Origin of the sequence: Methanobrevibacter arboriphilus, from assembly GCF_019669925.1 — an archaeon.
GTDB classification, from domain to species: Archaea; Methanobacteriota; Methanobacteria; order Methanobacteriales; family Methanobacteriaceae; genus Methanobinarius; species Methanobinarius arboriphilus_A.
In genome coordinates this window covers 662,197-675,820 of the sequence record NZ_AP019779.1, presented here as the reverse complement: position 1 = coordinate 675,820, position 13,624 = coordinate 662,197, and the positions used below count along the sequence as shown (strand labels likewise).

The following is a 13,624-nucleotide window of genomic DNA, read 5'->3' as shown; positions in this document are numbered from 1 at the left end:
CTATGTCATTTAAAAATGCATTCAAGGCCATATTCATTAGTTACTACAATAATAAACCTATCCGTGCTAAATATCTTAGGAAAATAGCCCATAGAGAAAATGTAAACTTTAATAAGCTTTTAAAGGCTGTTATGGAGAAAGGTTTAGATTTAACTCTTTAGGTGGTTAGATGAAAAAGGGTAAAAAGTATACTGAAACTGTATCTGCTAAAATCACCCCATATACTGCTGATATTATAAGAGATAGTAAATATTCTGTTCGTGAGGCTATTGAGTATTTTGTTAATCAGATTAAAGATCCAGTTGAGAATCTTAAGATAAGAAAGAAGATTTTAACTGAAGAAATTGAAAGGATTATGATTAGAGAGATTAATCCTTTAAAAGAAGAGTTGGGTGATGTTGAGTACAAGTTGAAGCAGTTTAATATTGATACTACTGTTGATGATAATGTATTAGCCATTGCTCGGAAGGTTAAAAATCTTTATATTAGGCAGTCTATTTATGATAATCTGTTAAATTTTATTAAATCAGATAAACAGATTGTTGCTGAGGTTAATAGGTGTCACTTGCCTTTTGAGGAGTTTGTTGTTATTGTTGAGAGGTTGATAGACAGTGAATAATAAGTATTACCTTAGTGTATTACTTTTTAGAATCTATTGTAGGGTCAGGTAATATAGTAATATATTACGGTAATACCGATGACTATAAGATAATTTTAGAAGTATTACCTGCAGGTTTTACTTTTTAGTCGTTCTTAGTCTAAAGATTATTATTATTATTATTATTTATTATTAATATTTTAATAATTTTTATTTAATTTTTTATTACACTTGAAATATACGACTAAAAAACATTGAACATTGAATGAAAAAGGTATAATATGTTAGCTAAATTAAATTTTCATAATGATAATGAACTATTCTATTTTGATATTACAGAGCAGTTCAAAACAACTACTAGTTTAAAAGAATACTTCGATAATATAAAGTCTTTCAGTATCAATAAAATGGTTTTAAATCTTGAAAGCTATGAAATACGTGAATTAGAAGATGATTTTGATCGTGATATTGATGTTGATATATACTGCACAAGATCAGTTGAAATAAAAAATGAAAAAGTAAAACAGAATCAGAAGAAATTATTTGATTTTAAAAGGTGAATATTTATGAGTCCTGAAGAGCTAAATGAACTTAAATTATTATTAGACGAAGGTAACACAGATAAAGCAATAGGTAAGTGTTTAGATTATTCAGAAGGAACTATTCAACGTAATAGGCTTAATATTTTTAAGATTAAAAGATATAAAAATCGAAAAGAGGAGTTAAAACATGAAACCATCAGAACATGATTATCATTGTTGTGATTGTGGTAATCACGATAACGAAGAAGAATGGTGTAATTTAAAAGATGAATCTAAACTAAATACAGAAATAGGTTGTTTAGATGTGCTATTTTTATAATGAGGTGTAGCTAAATGACTGGTAATGACAAGGATTTTTTTAAAACATTTTTATTAACTTTAATAGCTTTCATTATTCTAATTTCTTGTTTAATCTATATGGGAGAAGTCAGTGCAGCTGAAGTTGAGGTTTATGGTTATTCAACTAGTGTAGTATCTGGGTGGGTTATAGTTAATAATACTTTTATTAATCATTGTCCGCTATGTTTAGCTAATAATAGTCTGGTTGTTGGTTTAAAGCGTGATGATGAGATAACTTGTTCATATTGTGGGGCAGATTATAGTTTCGATGGTTATGACAAGATGTATTCACCACGTGCTAGGTTAATTGAAAAAGAGGAGATTTAATGGATACTATAAAATTTGATAAATATTATTCAAAGCTTAAAAATAAAAGTTTCACAACAATAAGAGCCCATTATAAAAATATAAAATTAGGATCTGTTGTTGAATGTAGAGTAGCTGGAAAACAGGAAAAAGAAGAAGATATTATTTTCTATGCAAGGTTGAGAAAAATTAAAGTTCAGACACTATGGTTAATAGATGATGAAATACTTGAAAAAGACTTAAAATTACATAAAAGTGATTGTTATGGTATTTCTATTGATGATGCATTGCGTGTTTTAAGAGAATTTTATCCTGATTTACAGCCAGAAGATAATGTTTTTATTTATTATTTTGAAAGAAACTAGGGGTGTGATTAATGGATTGTGAAGAATGTGGTAACAAAATTAACAATGTAAATGTAACCAGTTTAGTAGCTAATCATGGTTTACATTGTTTTTGTAGTGAGGACTGTAGAAAGGAATATTTAAAAAGAGAGCTTGAATATAGAAGGATGGATATGGTGGAATAATGGTTAATCGTGTTGAAAGGAAAGATGGTTACTGTGAACTTTTACTACTTAAAAATCGAAAGCAAAAGCTCATAGATAAAGAATATGCTAAAGTGTCAGCTGAGGATTATAATAAAATAAAAAAATATGACTGGAGAGTTTATAAGCTTGGTGGTAAATTAGTCGCAGCTACTTATGTTGGCCGTGATTTTACTACTATTAATAAATTATTATATCCTGATTTAAAAAGGTTGCATAGGTGTAATGATGATAGTCTTGACTATCGTAGATTCAATATTAAACATTTCAGAAATGAGAAAGCTGTTAAAAATCAGGAAAAACTAACTGTTGAGGAGAATAAGCTTGTAAGTGTCAGTGCTTCTACTTATGATTCTCTTGAAAAGTTTAAAAAAGATAATGATCTTGAAGATCAAGACACAGCTATAAATCACTTACTAAATAAGACAAATAATAGTTTCTTAGCTAGAATTAAAGGAGTTGTGAAATTATGAATGTTAAATTATTGTTTAAAGACGATGAAATATTATATTATGGATTAAAAGAATTTTATAAGCATTTAGAAGATGAATTTGAATTAAATAATAGTACTGAAGAGTTAAGAGTTTTATTTAATAATACTCAAGAATTTGAACTTAATCATAAGAAAGTTGAAGCAGATATTTTTGTTTTTAGTGAAGATGAAATTTATTTTGAAAAGAAAATTGATGAAAAATATGTTAGAACTGATTATTGTAATTATAATGGTATTGATTCTTTGCAATGGATAGTTAATGATGAATTTATTAATTTATGGACTGAATAATCAAGGTGATAATATGAGTGAAGATAAAAGTGTTATAAGTAAAGCTATTGAGGATTATGATAAAAGACACGAAAATACTGATATTGATAAAGTTGTAAATACTGATAGGGCTTCTAAAAAACTTCAAACAGATCATATTAAAATGAAAGCCGATGAATTAACTCAAGATGATTTTAGTGATGATTGTGTTGATTCAAGTGATAATAAAAAAATCCGAAATAAAGAAACAGGAATTTGTATTCCTCATGAGCTCGTTGAACATAGAAACAGTCCTGTTAGGCTGTTAGAAACTTTAACAAATAATAGAGAAGTTCTTATTTTAGATAAATTACAAGAAACACATAATGCATTTATGAAAGCTAAATATGAGCTTTATAAAATAAGAGGTGAGTTTTACTCAAATAAAGAAAACTGGGATAAATGTAAAGAAAAGACCGGGAAACAATCAGATACTATATTTAAAGAATATTTCCAATCATTCGAGGAACATGGGAAATTAATGATAGAAAGAGAAAAGTCTGAATTTAAGTATGAACAATGTAAAAGGGTTTTTGAAAGCTTATTGAAATGAAGTCTAAAATTAAACTTTTATTTAAAATCCTCCTACTATGGTGGATTTTAATCATAGTAACTACAAGCATATTATTTATTAAAAATGGAAATATTAATTGTTTCAATCCACTAATAGGTTTATCTGTAGCTACTATGTGTTTTATTGTTAATTGTCAAATCCTAGGAGAGTTATAAGTATGACTTCTATATCAGAAAGAAACTTGAATCGTAGGGAAATAATTAAAGCAATAGCTCATACTTATTTAAAACTTGAAGGTGAAGCTACAGCTAAGGAAATAGCATTGTTCATCAATAAAAATAATTTGTTGCATGGTTCTATTTCTACTAGTTATATTAGTAATATTCTTGGCCGTGCTACTTTTAAATGTTATCCTAAACGTTTTAAGAGTGATAATGGTGTATGGAGATTAAATGTATAAGAAAAAAAATGGGAATTGTGGAGGATTATTTATCCTCATTTTAAAAAAGATATAATTATGAAACTACTTTAACCCAAGTTTCATATTTTCCAAAGTCTAAATTAGAGGAGTTATTATCCACGCTCGAACCGTTATGACCTAAAAGGTGATATTCTGGGTTTTTGAAAATGTTTTCTTCTAAATGTTTTTTACTATACTCAGTTTCCTTTAAATCGTCCCAGTCATCAATTGTGAAATCTTTTATGATTATCATGTATGGTTTAGAGTCCCCATTAGTGTTTATTTGTAATGAGTTCATTATGGGGTTATGTCTTATGGATTTGTAATCTGGATGTCTTTTAAGATTAACCATTTTTTTTTCACCTCCTTATTATTATATGTGTATGAAGTAGTTGATAAAATATTGTAAAAATTTAATTTATATATTATAATTTTTATAAGGAGATAAAAATTAATAACAAGGGTGTTTTTTATGGCTGTTTGTAAGTTTTGTGGTTCTGAATTTGATAAAAAACATAATAGACAAATGTATTGTAATGAATATTGTAGTAAAGAAGGTGAAAAAGAGAATAGGAGAAAAAGAAGATCAAAATATTATCATAGATATAAAAATGTTATGCATGAAGAAACTAAGTATGGTTTAGGTAGTGGTTTTTTGTCTATGCATCGTCATGAAGAAGATATTAAGGAATTAATTGCTGTTGAAAATGAAATGAGAAGATTAAAAATAAAGGCGTGATTTATTATGGAGTTTAAATGGTTAGTAAAACAATTGTTGCCTTTGTCTTATTGGACAAAGTATGGTAAAAATGGTAAGTGTTATTTTGTTATTTGGAGGATGTGGTTTGGAAAGTCATTTGATATAGAAGAATTTGAAATAAAAAAATAATAAAATGAAAGTTTATAAAAATTACATTCTTATAATATAAATTTTTATTTCTTATGTTTGGTTCTATCAACTAATTTATATTTTTGACCAGGCTTTTTAGTAGGAGGTAGTTTTTTACCTTTAACTCCTGTAACTTCTGTTTTAGATCCTGTAGCTTTATATTGTCCAGATTCTGGTGCTTTAGTTCCTGGTTTCAACCCAGTTGGTTTTTTCTTAGCTATTATTTCACCTCCTTTGTGTTATTATATAAAAAAAGTGAAGAGGGGTGTTTTTATCCTCTTCTAAAATCGCATCCATTACATTTTGCACAAGGAGGTAATGTGTCAGTTGCATCATCTAAGTATAAGTCTTCACCACAGTTGATACAGACATATCTACCTTTCCCTGGTTTTTGTCCACAGCGTGCCATGATTACCAGCTCCATTTTTTTTTAGATATGAAGTTCTCACGTCTGAGTGAAAAGTTTTAAATAGGTGAAAAAATAACTAAACATGTTATTTGAAAATTACAGAAAAAAGTAAGAATTTATTAATTATATCCATAATCTTTAAATGTTAAGAATTATATAGATATAATTACTTACTAATTTCTTGTAAGTTTTTTCTTTGTTTAGTCTTTTTCAAATGTAGGTCATTATTTTTGTCGTTATTAATAATGATCTATAAAAAGACTTTTCACATACTTATTTTTTATGCAATACTAATTTTTCGTATTACATTATTTCTTTTGTAAAATCTAACATATATAACTTCCTAAATTTTAATAAATTACTATACATATTCTTATGCTTTTTCTTAATTTTCAACTAAGAGTATAATTTTATTGTTTGTACTTATAATGTACTTATTTTATAATTGAACACTATACTTTTTATAGAAGGAATTCTAAATAATTTTATATTGAATCTATATTTTGTTTTTCATTTATTTTTTAGGCTTACCTAAACAAATTATAATTATTATTTTTTTTATCTTATTTTCTAAATCGTTACAGTATATATTGAACATGCCTATTCTGAAATGCCCTTACTGTGATGATGAAGATATCGAAATTTCATATAACCATAAGATTAGACAATATACTCTAACTTGTTTTAATTGTGATAGCTTTATTAAAATCACTAAAAAACAGGCTGATCTTAAGTGTCCTGGATGTGAGAGTAAAAATATTGTTCATGATGATTGTGAGTCTTATTGTTGTGATTGTGGTATGGTTTTGTCTGCTACTAGTAATTATGTCGGTGGTTTTAAGATTGTTTTAGATTGGGGTTTAATATTGTAGGATTAATAATTCGATGGATAGAGCAATAAGGTTTGAGAGTGTTTTCATTATTCTCCTTAAATTTTTTTGTTCTTTTGGGTTAAAGAATATTTTTTTGTTTTTATCCATCGAATTACTAATTATTAATTTTTATTATATCTTTTTTATTTACAAAGTATTACTTTTCAGCTAACCTGGAAAAATGATCACAGCTGTATATTTTGGATTCTTTTATAAAGGAACACTAAAATAGCTAAAATTCAGTAATACTTTTAATATTTTTTAATATATTTTATAATTATTTTTATTATATTTGGAGGCGGTTTTAATATGAAATTTAAGGAAATAAGTTTAGCTAAAACAATAATGCTAGCAGGACTAATAATAGCAATCTTGTATGGAATGTATTTAGGTCAAGAAAATATATCTCTTGCAGCTCTGGGTATAATCGGGGGTTATCTAGCTAAAGATATTGAACTTAAAAATAGTGAGGGTGAAGATGAAACATAATAAAGAATCATTAGAACCTTTAATAATACAAATACCCTACAGAAGAAGGGTTTGGATTACTGGATTTCTAAAAACTACAATAAGTAGTGGCCTTATAGCTACTGGTATTGTTAGTATTTTTGCAGGTATAATAGACCATCCTTTACTAGAGAAATTTAATGAAATAGGAATATTGGTAGGAGTAATAGCTATAGGTTTAGCTATTATACTTATTACTTTTATTGATCAGTATGATGAGCAGAAAAAGAAAGAGGAATTAAAGATTATTGATAATAAGATTGAGGATAAAGCTGAAGAAGTAGCTAAGAGACTTGTAGATAAAGAATTAGAAAAAATATTAGAAGAATGTAAATAATAAAAGAAAAATAATTTTTAATTTGTTAATCTCCAAGATTTTAATTCTAAAATATAATGCTTTCTTTCATTAATTGGAATATTAGATTGTTTTTTATATTCTTCTTCAGAATTATATACAATTAGAAGTACATTTTTATCTAAATTTTCTTTAATCAAATCAGTATCTTGCTCTGTTAAATTTTTAAAATATATTTTTTCACAATTCTTATTATCAGTCACTGATTTGTAATTGATTCTAACTATTCCTTCTTCTAATATATGTATTTCAATTTCGAAATTGTTTTTTGTAGTGGGTTTTACTTTTTTAATATTTAATATTTTTTTTGTCATTTTAATCAAAGCTTATGAATTTTCTTTATTTGTATGTTTTTTATAATTTTTATAAATTTAAATATTTGTTTTTAGTTTAAAAGGATAATGACTATATTCATTATTATGAATAATTATTTTATAATTTTTAGATTTATCTAAAACTTTACAAAAAAAATGATTTATTCATTTAAAAATTTAGTTATAAATAAGATATATTATAAAATTGAAGAAATATCATGTGAATTAATAGTAATAAATAATTAGAAAAAATATTAGAAGAATGTAAATAAAAAAAATGAGTTATTTTTTTATAATTGTAATTGAGTATATTCTATGTTTTCAATGTCTTTGTAGTTAAAAGTTTCTCCTTTATTATTGTTATATATTATTTTTATAGTTTCTAAATCATCATTTAAAAAAATGTTTCTAACTTTTAGATTATCATTATTGTTCACTTGTTTGTTACTAATAAAAACCCTTTCTTCATTAGTAGACTTTATTTTGAATTTAACTTTTTTAATTCTCATAATAAAAAAAAATCCATATATTGTTTATTTTTTATCATAAACTTCATAGAATAATATTGATGAAATGGGGTATACGATTTTTTTCAAGTTTTTAAATGAAATGGAAATTATTTTATTTTCAGTATCAATATGAATGCTTTCGACTATATCTGTTGATTCAATAATTCCTTGTGGAGGGGTAATTCTATTAATTTTTTTACCTACTTCATATTCAAAATTTCTTTTTTCTGTTGTAATTACTATTTTTTCATAGTTCAAATAAATCACCAATTATATTGTAGAATTAAAAAAATTTTAAAAATAAAATAATAATAGGATGTTTTTTTTAAACATTTTATTTTTTATATTAAAATATAATTTAATTATTTATAATATAAAAATATTTAAAAAATGTTTTAAATGGATTTCTATAAAGATTTTGTTTATTTGCTAATAACTAACTCTTTGATTAAAGCTATGGTTTAAGAAAAACCATCCAATTAAAAATATCGCATATATTATTGTTGTGGCGAATATTAAATTAAAATTTATCATTTTTATAATCACCACCTATATTATATATATGTTTTTGATATGTTATAAAAATGATGTATAAAAGAAAAACATTTTTTCACATATTTTACAATTAATGTAAACCTTTACAGTAACCTTTACACTTTCACCCCTTAAGGGGGGTAAATTATACCTTTACAAACCTTTACAAAATTCATTTTTCCTTTACAATTAATATGATGTGATGTTGATATTTATGCCTCCAAAGTCCAAGGTTGAAAAGTCACCTCATTTTAATGAAATACTTGACATGATAGAAAAAAGTATTTCTCCAAGGCATATTTCTGATTACTTGAAGAATGAATATAATGAGAGTATTTCTCATACTGCTATTAATAATTTTGTTAAAAAAATAAAATCTAAGACTGCTTCTGAGTATTATAAGCAACAAAAGGTTAAAGAAAAAGATAAGAAGTCTAAGGTTGATGAAGTTGTTGATAAAGAGTTAGCTAATAAGGAAGCTATTGATGATGTTGTTAATAAAGGAGTCTCCGATTTAGATGCTTTAGACACTATTATTTCTGAAGCTGAAAATGTTGGTTTAGATATAGATAGTCTTTATGTTGAAGAAGGTCCAAGAGGAGGTATTGTTACTTCTCAAGCAGATATTGTTAAAATTCAGATTTTAGTTAAGAGATTAGGGATTGATGCTATTAAGGCTAAAGCTATGATTTTAAAAGATAGTCCTGAACCTCCAGATATTAATGTTAATATTAATGATTTAAATAACTTTTTTAAAAAGCAAAGAGAAATTGCGATAGAAAAAGCTACTGAAGAAAAATGATAGTCAATGATTACAGGGTTTTAAATGAATCCTGGTTTGTTAATTTTATAGAAAAATCATTGATAAAAAATAGGCATATTCCAAACGATATTAAAAAAGGTGTTTTAGAATATCATCAACAATTATTACTTATTTACTACTGTTTTAAATTTAATATTGACCCTGAAAGCTTATCTCCACAAGTAAATAATATTCTGTGTGGTGGGGGTAAATATGGTGGTAAAACACTAATGGGTGCTGTTATTGCACTTTTATTAGCTGAAGAAAAAATTACTATTACTGTCACCAGGCAATTATACAATGACCTTTTTGAAGATGGGAAAAACAGTATACATGGTTATATAACCATGTGGGATAATCAATTGTATCCTAATGGAAATGGTCTTAAATGGAATGCTAAAGAAAGACAATACACCACTCTTGGTGGAGCTGTTATAAAGTTCAGAGCATTTAATTATGATAAAAAAGCTGACAGTACTCAAAGTAAATCAAACCATATTATAATTAATGATGAAGCTTTGCAAAACAGTAAAAAGATACTAGATAACCTCAAAAGTACTCTTAGACAAGATAAAAATTCATTCTATCCTTTACTATTTTTATGTTTTGGAAATCCTCAATTAAATAACTTAACAGTTAATAATTACTTTGATAAGACATATATAAAAGATAAAACCAAAACAAACTATTTTTATATTCGTTTACAATGGGATACAAACCCTCACATTAAACAAGCTGAATACGAGCAAACTCTTAATGAAATGGATGAAGATGAAAAACAAGCTTATAAAAATGGTAATTTTAGTCATATTCCTGGTGTAACTGGTTTTATAAAAAAAGAACTAATGGATACAAGATGTATTAATGTAGACAAGTTCATAAAATCATTACACGATACAAGTAGTATTTTATTCATGGATTTAGCTGGGAGAGGTCGTGATAAGTTTGCAGTTTGGACATATACTTATGATTATAACACAGGTAATATGTTTCTGGATAATGCAAGTCAAACTAAAACTGAAGAAGGTGAAGAACTTATTATATCTCATGTTGAAGAAGATAATGATAATGGTCGCTATCCTGGAGTTGGAATATTGGAAATGGAAGGAGGGAGTTTCTTGTATACTGAGAAATATTGGTATGATATATTTGACAATTTAGATATGGATTTAGATGTCGAAAAACCAGTTGGCAATAAGTATGCAAGAGCTATACCATTGAGAAAAGGTCTTAAGAATGAAAAAGTTTACATCAATGAAAGATTGAAAGAAAAGAATTATACTGAAGATGAGATAACGCAGGATTATTATACTTTATTTTGTAATGAAATGTTACAAATGAAGCCAATTATGGAAGTGAGCCCCAATCTTGTTGATAGTGCTACCTTAGGATATAATTGGATTAGAAATAATAAACATTATTTAAGAAAAGCGGTGGCGAGTGTAGTATGAGCAGAACTCCTGAATTTTTTATAGTAGATGATGAAGCTGTTGAATCTAGTGTATTTGAACAATACTCTATTAAATCAGAATCAATAGAAGAATCTCAGCAAATCAAAGACCCTTTTAATGATTTTTATGGAAACAAAGGTCTTATTCAGCCTAAGCTTGATCCTTATAAATTAGCTAAACTATCTAAAATTAATACTTATCATAGAGCTTCTTGTCGTATAAAATCTAATGATATTGGAGGTTTAGGTTATAATATTAAACCTGTCACTGATAATCCTAATGAGAAAAATAAGATACTTTTACAAGAGTTTTTTGAAGGTTCGGATGAAATTCTTGAAGATATATTACGAAAAAATAGAAGAGACATTGAAGAATTAGGATATTGTGTTTTAGAAGTTATAAGAACAGGATATGCAGCTAAAGGTATTCCTAAGAAAATAGCTCATATTCCAGCTAAAACAGTACGTATTCATCAAGATGAAAATAAATACTGTCAGATTAGAGGAACTAAAGAAAGATGGTTTAAACGCATTGGGTATGAAAAAGACATTGATAAAGAAAATGGTGAAGAACACCCATTAGGTTATTTATCCACTGATAAAAGAGCTACTGAGATTATACTAAGTGTTAAATATTCAACTGATGATGAATATTATGGTGAGCCAGATTCTGTTTCTGCACATAATGCCATATTAGGTGATAAAACAAGAGCAGAGTATAATATTTCTTTCTTTGAAAATTATGGAGTTCCCACTTACTCAGTAAGTGTTTTAGGTGATTTTGACCCAGGAGAAAAAGACCCTAAAACTGGTAAAACTCAAATACAGAAAAACATTGAGAATAAGTTTAAATCTTTTAAGAAGAATCCACATAGTGTCATGATTACAACTATTCCTAGCCGTAAAGGTGCTAAAAATGTTGAAATACGGTTTGAAAAGTTATCTGTTGAGACTAAAGAAGCTAGTTTCAGAATGTACCGTGTTGATAACCGTGATGAAGTACTAACTAGTCATGGTGTCGATCCTAATCGTGCAGGAGTAATCACTACTGGAGCATTAGGAGGTAATGTTGCAGGCGAAACTAAGAAAAATTATAAAGAAAGTGTAGTGATTCCTCAACAGAGAACATTAGCTGCTTTGATTAATAAGTATATTGTTCGCCACGAATGGGGATTTAAAATATTTGATTATAATTTTGAACTTAAAACATTAGATACAGATGATCTTACACAGAAAATAGATAATGATTGTAAGTTAATGGATCATGCAGCTCTCACTCCTAATGAAGTTAGACGTCGTAATGGACTTGAACCTGTTACTGATAATCCTTTAATGGATATGTATTATTTAAACAACATCCCTTTAGAAGAAGATAGGGATGTTGATCCTGTTATTGTGAATCTTGAAAATCTGAGAGATAATATTATACAAGAGGTTGAAAACAATGCCAAAACTAGCACGAAAAGTGATTGGTCATTTAGATCAGTGTATAATGGCTTTAAAAAGTTCAAACCATCCAAAAAAGTATAGTTTTAAGTCTGAAAAAGATTTATATAGGCAATTGCAGATTTATCTAAATAATCTTATTGATAAAAAAGTTAATCAAATTAATGATCCTGATCTTAATAAGTATACAGCTAATAGTTTTGCTCAAGAAGCTATTTTCTTAAACATTTTCAGTCTTAATAATCCTACTATTGTACGTGATTTTCAGACAATACTTAATAGTCCTTTAACAGATAATAATGCTGTCACAAGAAATCTTATTAGTGTTTCTGCAGATAATACTGCTCGAATTATATCTGAATTGGAAACTGAGCGAGTTTTAAAGAATCTTGAATATGTTGAAAGAACTTTAGAACAATCTAAAATTGATTTAGATAAATATAATAGTTTAAGTGAAAAATTAAGTCCGACTGTTTCAAGACAAGAAATTCTTGAACGATCTCTTGAAGAGGGGAAAATGTATAATGGTCGCGATTTGTCTTATAAAGAACTAAATAATCTTGCTAAGAATCTTGAAAATTATAAAACTCATAGGGTTGATTATGACGAAGCTTTAGCTATTAATGAAGAAGCTAGAGCTAATGGTTTACCTCCTGTATATACTCATAAAAAATGGATATGGTCTGGATTGGAAAATACTCGTCATAGTAATATGGATGATGAGATTGTTGAACTTGAAGATATGTTTGAAGTTAAAAATGAAGTTAGTGGTGATATAGATCATCTATTGTTTCCTGGTGATGTAGAAAATTATCATAATCCTGGAAATATTATTAATTGTGGATGTACCTATGAAATAATATCTGATTATAGTGATTATGAAGAAATTAATAATCAACTATCTGAAGATAGTTTAAAAGAATTAGATAAAAAGTATAGTAAAGAATATTCTGAAAATGTGAAAAGATCCATGAAAATGTATTCTGATGATGGTAACATTGTTAATGATTGTCTTATAAATCATAATGGTAAATGGAATTCTGATTTAGAAACTAAATATGGTATAAATGAACAAAAATATAAAAATATGGTGAAAAATTTAAATAATAGTCAAGTTAAGCTAGTTGAAGATACAAATCTTTTTAGAGGGTTTAAAAATAATGTTAATGACTTTTATTTAGGTCAATCTATTGAACACAGTGGTTTTGCTTCAACTAGTTTTGATAGAGGTGTTGCAAAATTCCATGCTACAGAAAAAGGAAGTATTTTGCAGATTGATGCTCCAAAAGGAACTAAAGGAGTTTATATAAAACAAAATTCTTTAAGGCCTGAAGAAGTAGAGTTTTTATTACCCAAAGGTACTGTATTAGAAGTTTATAAAATCAATAAATCAAATGGCATAGTTCATTGTGCCCTAAATTATTTATAA

The 13,624-nt window shown here is 26.7% G+C and carries 28 protein-coding genes; 22 read left to right on the top strand and 6 right to left on the bottom strand.

The window, feature by feature from the left end; translation table 11 throughout:
- Positions 1-2: 2 nt before the first annotated feature.
- From MarbSA_RS02885 to MarbSA_RS02830, 13 genes are all read left to right on the top strand, one after another.
- A complete protein-coding gene (locus MarbSA_RS02885; protein ID WP_156314562.1) occupies positions 3-161 on the top strand; it encodes a hypothetical protein in 159 nt (52 codons plus the stop codon).
- A gap of 8 nt (positions 162-169) precedes the next feature.
- The gene (locus tag MarbSA_RS02880) at positions 170-619 is read left to right on the top strand and encodes a hypothetical protein (RefSeq protein WP_221061821.1); all 450 of its coding nucleotides are present in this window, start codon (positions 170-172) and stop codon (positions 617-619) included.
- Positions 620-879: 260 nt separating this feature from the next.
- Positions 880-1,158 carry a hypothetical protein gene (locus tag MarbSA_RS02875; RefSeq protein ID WP_054834698.1) on the top strand — a complete coding sequence of 93 codons (279 nt, stop codon included), beginning with the start codon at positions 880-882 and terminating at the stop codon, positions 1,156-1,158.
- A gap of 6 nt (positions 1,159-1,164) precedes the next feature.
- A complete protein-coding gene (locus MarbSA_RS02870) occupies positions 1,165-1,347 on the top strand; it encodes a hypothetical protein (RefSeq protein ID WP_054834699.1) in 183 nt (60 codons plus the stop codon).
- Positions 1,328-1,459, top strand: a complete 132-nt coding sequence (locus MarbSA_RS10385) for a hypothetical protein (protein WP_269432265.1) — start codon at positions 1,328-1,330, stop codon at positions 1,457-1,459. The genes MarbSA_RS02870 and MarbSA_RS10385 overlap by 20 nt, the downstream gene beginning before the upstream one ends.
- A 14-nt stretch (positions 1,460-1,473) precedes the next feature.
- Positions 1,474-1,806, top strand: a complete 333-nt coding sequence (locus MarbSA_RS02865) for a hypothetical protein (protein WP_054834700.1) — start codon at positions 1,474-1,476, stop codon at positions 1,804-1,806.
- On the top strand, positions 1,806-2,150 hold the full coding sequence (locus tag MarbSA_RS02860; RefSeq protein WP_054834701.1) for a hypothetical protein: 345 nt from the start codon (positions 1,806-1,808) through the stop codon (positions 2,148-2,150). Before MarbSA_RS02865 ends, MarbSA_RS02860 begins: the two co-directional genes overlap by 1 nt.
- Positions 2,151-2,161: 11 nt before the next feature.
- Complete coding sequence (locus MarbSA_RS02855; protein ID WP_156314563.1) at positions 2,162-2,314, top strand: hypothetical protein; 153 nt, start codon at positions 2,162-2,164, stop codon at positions 2,312-2,314.
- Positions 2,314-2,805 carry a hypothetical protein gene (locus MarbSA_RS02850; RefSeq protein WP_221061820.1) on the top strand — a complete coding sequence of 164 codons (492 nt, stop codon included), beginning with the start codon at positions 2,314-2,316 and terminating at the stop codon, positions 2,803-2,805. The genes MarbSA_RS02855 and MarbSA_RS02850 overlap by 1 nt, the downstream gene beginning before the upstream one ends.
- Positions 2,802-3,116: a hypothetical protein gene (locus MarbSA_RS02845; protein WP_054834703.1), complete on the top strand. Its 315-nt coding sequence runs from the start codon at positions 2,802-2,804 to the stop codon at positions 3,114-3,116. Before MarbSA_RS02850 ends, MarbSA_RS02845 begins: the two co-directional genes overlap by 4 nt.
- A gap of 13 nt (positions 3,117-3,129) precedes the next feature.
- Complete coding sequence (locus tag MarbSA_RS02840) at positions 3,130-3,687, top strand: hypothetical protein (RefSeq protein WP_156314565.1); 558 nt, start codon at positions 3,130-3,132, stop codon at positions 3,685-3,687.
- The gene (locus MarbSA_RS02835; RefSeq protein WP_221061819.1) at positions 3,684-3,863 is read left to right on the top strand and encodes a hypothetical protein; all 180 of its coding nucleotides are present in this window, start codon (positions 3,684-3,686) and stop codon (positions 3,861-3,863) included. The genes MarbSA_RS02840 and MarbSA_RS02835 overlap by 4 nt, the downstream gene beginning before the upstream one ends.
- 2 nt (positions 3,864-3,865) lie before the next feature.
- Positions 3,866-4,108 carry a hypothetical protein gene (locus MarbSA_RS02830; protein ID WP_054834705.1) on the top strand — a complete coding sequence of 81 codons (243 nt, stop codon included), beginning with the start codon at positions 3,866-3,868 and terminating at the stop codon, positions 4,106-4,108.
- A gap of 55 nt (positions 4,109-4,163) precedes the next feature.
- Here the strand turns inward: MarbSA_RS02830 and MarbSA_RS02825 are convergent, their stop codons facing one another.
- Positions 4,164-4,406 (bottom strand): hypothetical protein, encoded by a 243-nt coding sequence (locus MarbSA_RS02825; RefSeq protein ID WP_221061818.1) that lies wholly within the window; start codon positions 4,404-4,406, stop codon positions 4,164-4,166.
- Positions 4,407-4,580: 174 nt separating this feature from the next.
- Between MarbSA_RS02825 and MarbSA_RS02820 the strand changes: the two genes are divergently transcribed.
- On the top strand, positions 4,581-4,847 hold the full coding sequence (locus tag MarbSA_RS02820) for a hypothetical protein (protein WP_054834707.1): 267 nt from the start codon (positions 4,581-4,583) through the stop codon (positions 4,845-4,847).
- A 6-nt stretch (positions 4,848-4,853) separates the two neighbouring features.
- On the top strand, positions 4,854-4,997 hold the full coding sequence (locus MarbSA_RS02815; RefSeq protein ID WP_156314566.1) for a hypothetical protein: 144 nt from the start codon (positions 4,854-4,856) through the stop codon (positions 4,995-4,997).
- A 44-nt stretch (positions 4,998-5,041) separates the two neighbouring features.
- Here MarbSA_RS02815 and MarbSA_RS02810 read toward each other — a convergent pair whose 3' ends face one another.
- Complete coding sequence (locus MarbSA_RS02810) at positions 5,042-5,194, bottom strand: hypothetical protein (protein ID WP_197272491.1); 153 nt, start codon at positions 5,192-5,194, stop codon at positions 5,042-5,044.
- A 74-nt stretch (positions 5,195-5,268) separates the two neighbouring features.
- Complete coding sequence (locus MarbSA_RS02805) at positions 5,269-5,406, bottom strand: zinc ribbon-containing protein (protein WP_054834709.1); 138 nt, start codon at positions 5,404-5,406, stop codon at positions 5,269-5,271.
- Between the two features lie 596 nt (positions 5,407-6,002).
- Between MarbSA_RS02805 and MarbSA_RS02800 the strand changes: the two genes are divergently transcribed.
- The 3 genes from MarbSA_RS02800 to MarbSA_RS02790 all read left to right on the top strand — a co-directional run bounded on the left by MarbSA_RS02800 (position 6,003) and on the right by MarbSA_RS02790 (position 7,122).
- Positions 6,003-6,278: a hypothetical protein gene (locus MarbSA_RS02800; RefSeq protein WP_221061817.1), complete on the top strand. Its 276-nt coding sequence runs from the start codon at positions 6,003-6,005 to the stop codon at positions 6,276-6,278.
- Positions 6,279-6,587: 309 nt separating this feature from the next.
- On the top strand, positions 6,588-6,767 hold the full coding sequence (locus MarbSA_RS02795) for a hypothetical protein (protein WP_221061816.1): 180 nt from the start codon (positions 6,588-6,590) through the stop codon (positions 6,765-6,767).
- Complete coding sequence (locus MarbSA_RS02790) at positions 6,757-7,122, top strand: hypothetical protein (RefSeq protein ID WP_054834712.1); 366 nt, start codon at positions 6,757-6,759, stop codon at positions 7,120-7,122. The genes MarbSA_RS02795 and MarbSA_RS02790 overlap by 11 nt, the downstream gene beginning before the upstream one ends.
- Positions 7,123-7,139: 17 nt before the next feature.
- Here MarbSA_RS02790 and MarbSA_RS02785 read toward each other — a convergent pair whose 3' ends face one another.
- From MarbSA_RS02785 to MarbSA_RS02775, 3 genes are all read right to left on the bottom strand, one after another.
- Positions 7,140-7,454, bottom strand: coding sequence for a hypothetical protein (locus MarbSA_RS02785; RefSeq protein WP_054834713.1), 315 nt, complete (start codon positions 7,452-7,454; stop codon positions 7,140-7,142).
- Positions 7,455-7,744: 290 nt separating this feature from the next.
- A complete protein-coding gene (locus MarbSA_RS02780) occupies positions 7,745-7,963 on the bottom strand; it encodes a hypothetical protein (RefSeq protein ID WP_156314568.1) in 219 nt (72 codons plus the stop codon).
- 24 nt (positions 7,964-7,987) lie between these two features.
- Positions 7,988-8,221, bottom strand: a complete 234-nt coding sequence (locus MarbSA_RS02775) for a hypothetical protein (protein WP_054834715.1) — start codon at positions 8,219-8,221, stop codon at positions 7,988-7,990.
- A gap of 490 nt (positions 8,222-8,711) precedes the next feature.
- Between MarbSA_RS02775 and MarbSA_RS02770 the strand changes: the two genes are divergently transcribed.
- From MarbSA_RS02770 to MarbSA_RS02755, 4 genes are read left to right on the top strand one after another with little or no spacing between them, the layout of a single operon-like run.
- Positions 8,712-9,299 (top strand): hypothetical protein, encoded by a 588-nt coding sequence (locus MarbSA_RS02770; protein ID WP_054834828.1) that lies wholly within the window; start codon positions 8,712-8,714, stop codon positions 9,297-9,299.
- Positions 9,296-10,750, top strand: a complete 1,455-nt coding sequence (locus MarbSA_RS02765; protein WP_221061815.1) for a hypothetical protein — start codon at positions 9,296-9,298, stop codon at positions 10,748-10,750. Before MarbSA_RS02770 ends, MarbSA_RS02765 begins: the two co-directional genes overlap by 4 nt.
- A complete protein-coding gene (locus MarbSA_RS02760) occupies positions 10,747-12,279 on the top strand; it encodes a phage portal protein (RefSeq protein WP_221061814.1) in 1,533 nt (510 codons plus the stop codon). The genes MarbSA_RS02765 and MarbSA_RS02760 overlap by 4 nt, the downstream gene beginning before the upstream one ends.
- Complete coding sequence (locus MarbSA_RS02755) at positions 12,194-13,624, top strand: ADP-ribosyltransferase (protein WP_221061813.1); 1,431 nt, start codon at positions 12,194-12,196, stop codon at positions 13,622-13,624. The genes MarbSA_RS02760 and MarbSA_RS02755 overlap by 86 nt, the downstream gene beginning before the upstream one ends.

Coding starts and splice junctions, on each gene's coding strand:
- MarbSA_RS02885 (WP_156314562.1), top strand. CDS start 3: ATGTCATTTAAAAATGCATTCAAGGCCATATTCATTAGTTACTACAAT.
- MarbSA_RS02880 (WP_221061821.1), top strand. CDS start 170: ATGAAAAAGGGTAAAAAGTATACTGAAACTGTATCTGCTAAAATCACC.
- MarbSA_RS02875 (WP_054834698.1), top strand. CDS start 880: ATGTTAGCTAAATTAAATTTTCATAATGATAATGAACTATTCTATTTT.
- MarbSA_RS02870 (WP_054834699.1), top strand. CDS start 1,165: ATGAGTCCTGAAGAGCTAAATGAACTTAAATTATTATTAGACGAAGGT.
- MarbSA_RS10385 (WP_269432265.1), top strand. CDS start 1,328: ATGAAACCATCAGAACATGATTATCATTGTTGTGATTGTGGTAATCAC.
- MarbSA_RS02865 (WP_054834700.1), top strand. CDS start 1,474: ATGACTGGTAATGACAAGGATTTTTTTAAAACATTTTTATTAACTTTA.
- MarbSA_RS02860 (WP_054834701.1), top strand. CDS start 1,806: ATGGATACTATAAAATTTGATAAATATTATTCAAAGCTTAAAAATAAA.
- MarbSA_RS02855 (WP_156314563.1), top strand. CDS start 2,162: ATGGATTGTGAAGAATGTGGTAACAAAATTAACAATGTAAATGTAACC.
- MarbSA_RS02850 (WP_221061820.1), top strand. CDS start 2,314: ATGGTTAATCGTGTTGAAAGGAAAGATGGTTACTGTGAACTTTTACTA.
- MarbSA_RS02845 (WP_054834703.1), top strand. CDS start 2,802: ATGAATGTTAAATTATTGTTTAAAGACGATGAAATATTATATTATGGA.
- MarbSA_RS02840 (WP_156314565.1), top strand. CDS start 3,130: ATGAGTGAAGATAAAAGTGTTATAAGTAAAGCTATTGAGGATTATGAT.
- MarbSA_RS02835 (WP_221061819.1), top strand. CDS start 3,684: ATGAAGTCTAAAATTAAACTTTTATTTAAAATCCTCCTACTATGGTGG.
- MarbSA_RS02830 (WP_054834705.1), top strand. CDS start 3,866: ATGACTTCTATATCAGAAAGAAACTTGAATCGTAGGGAAATAATTAAA.
- MarbSA_RS02825 (WP_221061818.1), bottom strand. CDS start 4,406: ATGAACTCATTACAAATAAACACTAATGGGGACTCTAAACCATACATG.
- MarbSA_RS02820 (WP_054834707.1), top strand. CDS start 4,581: ATGGCTGTTTGTAAGTTTTGTGGTTCTGAATTTGATAAAAAACATAAT.
- MarbSA_RS02815 (WP_156314566.1), top strand. CDS start 4,854: ATGGAGTTTAAATGGTTAGTAAAACAATTGTTGCCTTTGTCTTATTGG.
- MarbSA_RS02805 (WP_054834709.1), bottom strand. CDS start 5,406: ATGGCACGCTGTGGACAAAAACCAGGGAAAGGTAGATATGTCTGTATC.
- MarbSA_RS02800 (WP_221061817.1), top strand. CDS start 6,003: ATGCCTATTCTGAAATGCCCTTACTGTGATGATGAAGATATCGAAATT.
- MarbSA_RS02795 (WP_221061816.1), top strand. CDS start 6,588: ATGAAATTTAAGGAAATAAGTTTAGCTAAAACAATAATGCTAGCAGGA.
- MarbSA_RS02790 (WP_054834712.1), top strand. CDS start 6,757: ATGAAACATAATAAAGAATCATTAGAACCTTTAATAATACAAATACCC.
- MarbSA_RS02785 (WP_054834713.1), bottom strand. CDS start 7,454: ATGACAAAAAAAATATTAAATATTAAAAAAGTAAAACCCACTACAAAA.
- MarbSA_RS02780 (WP_156314568.1), bottom strand. CDS start 7,963: ATGAGAATTAAAAAAGTTAAATTCAAAATAAAGTCTACTAATGAAGAA.
- MarbSA_RS02770 (WP_054834828.1), top strand. CDS start 8,712: ATGCCTCCAAAGTCCAAGGTTGAAAAGTCACCTCATTTTAATGAAATA.
- MarbSA_RS02765 (WP_221061815.1), top strand. CDS start 9,296: ATGATAGTCAATGATTACAGGGTTTTAAATGAATCCTGGTTTGTTAAT.
- MarbSA_RS02760 (WP_221061814.1), top strand. CDS start 10,747: ATGAGCAGAACTCCTGAATTTTTTATAGTAGATGATGAAGCTGTTGAA.
- MarbSA_RS02755 (WP_221061813.1), top strand. CDS start 12,194: ATGCCAAAACTAGCACGAAAAGTGATTGGTCATTTAGATCAGTGTATA.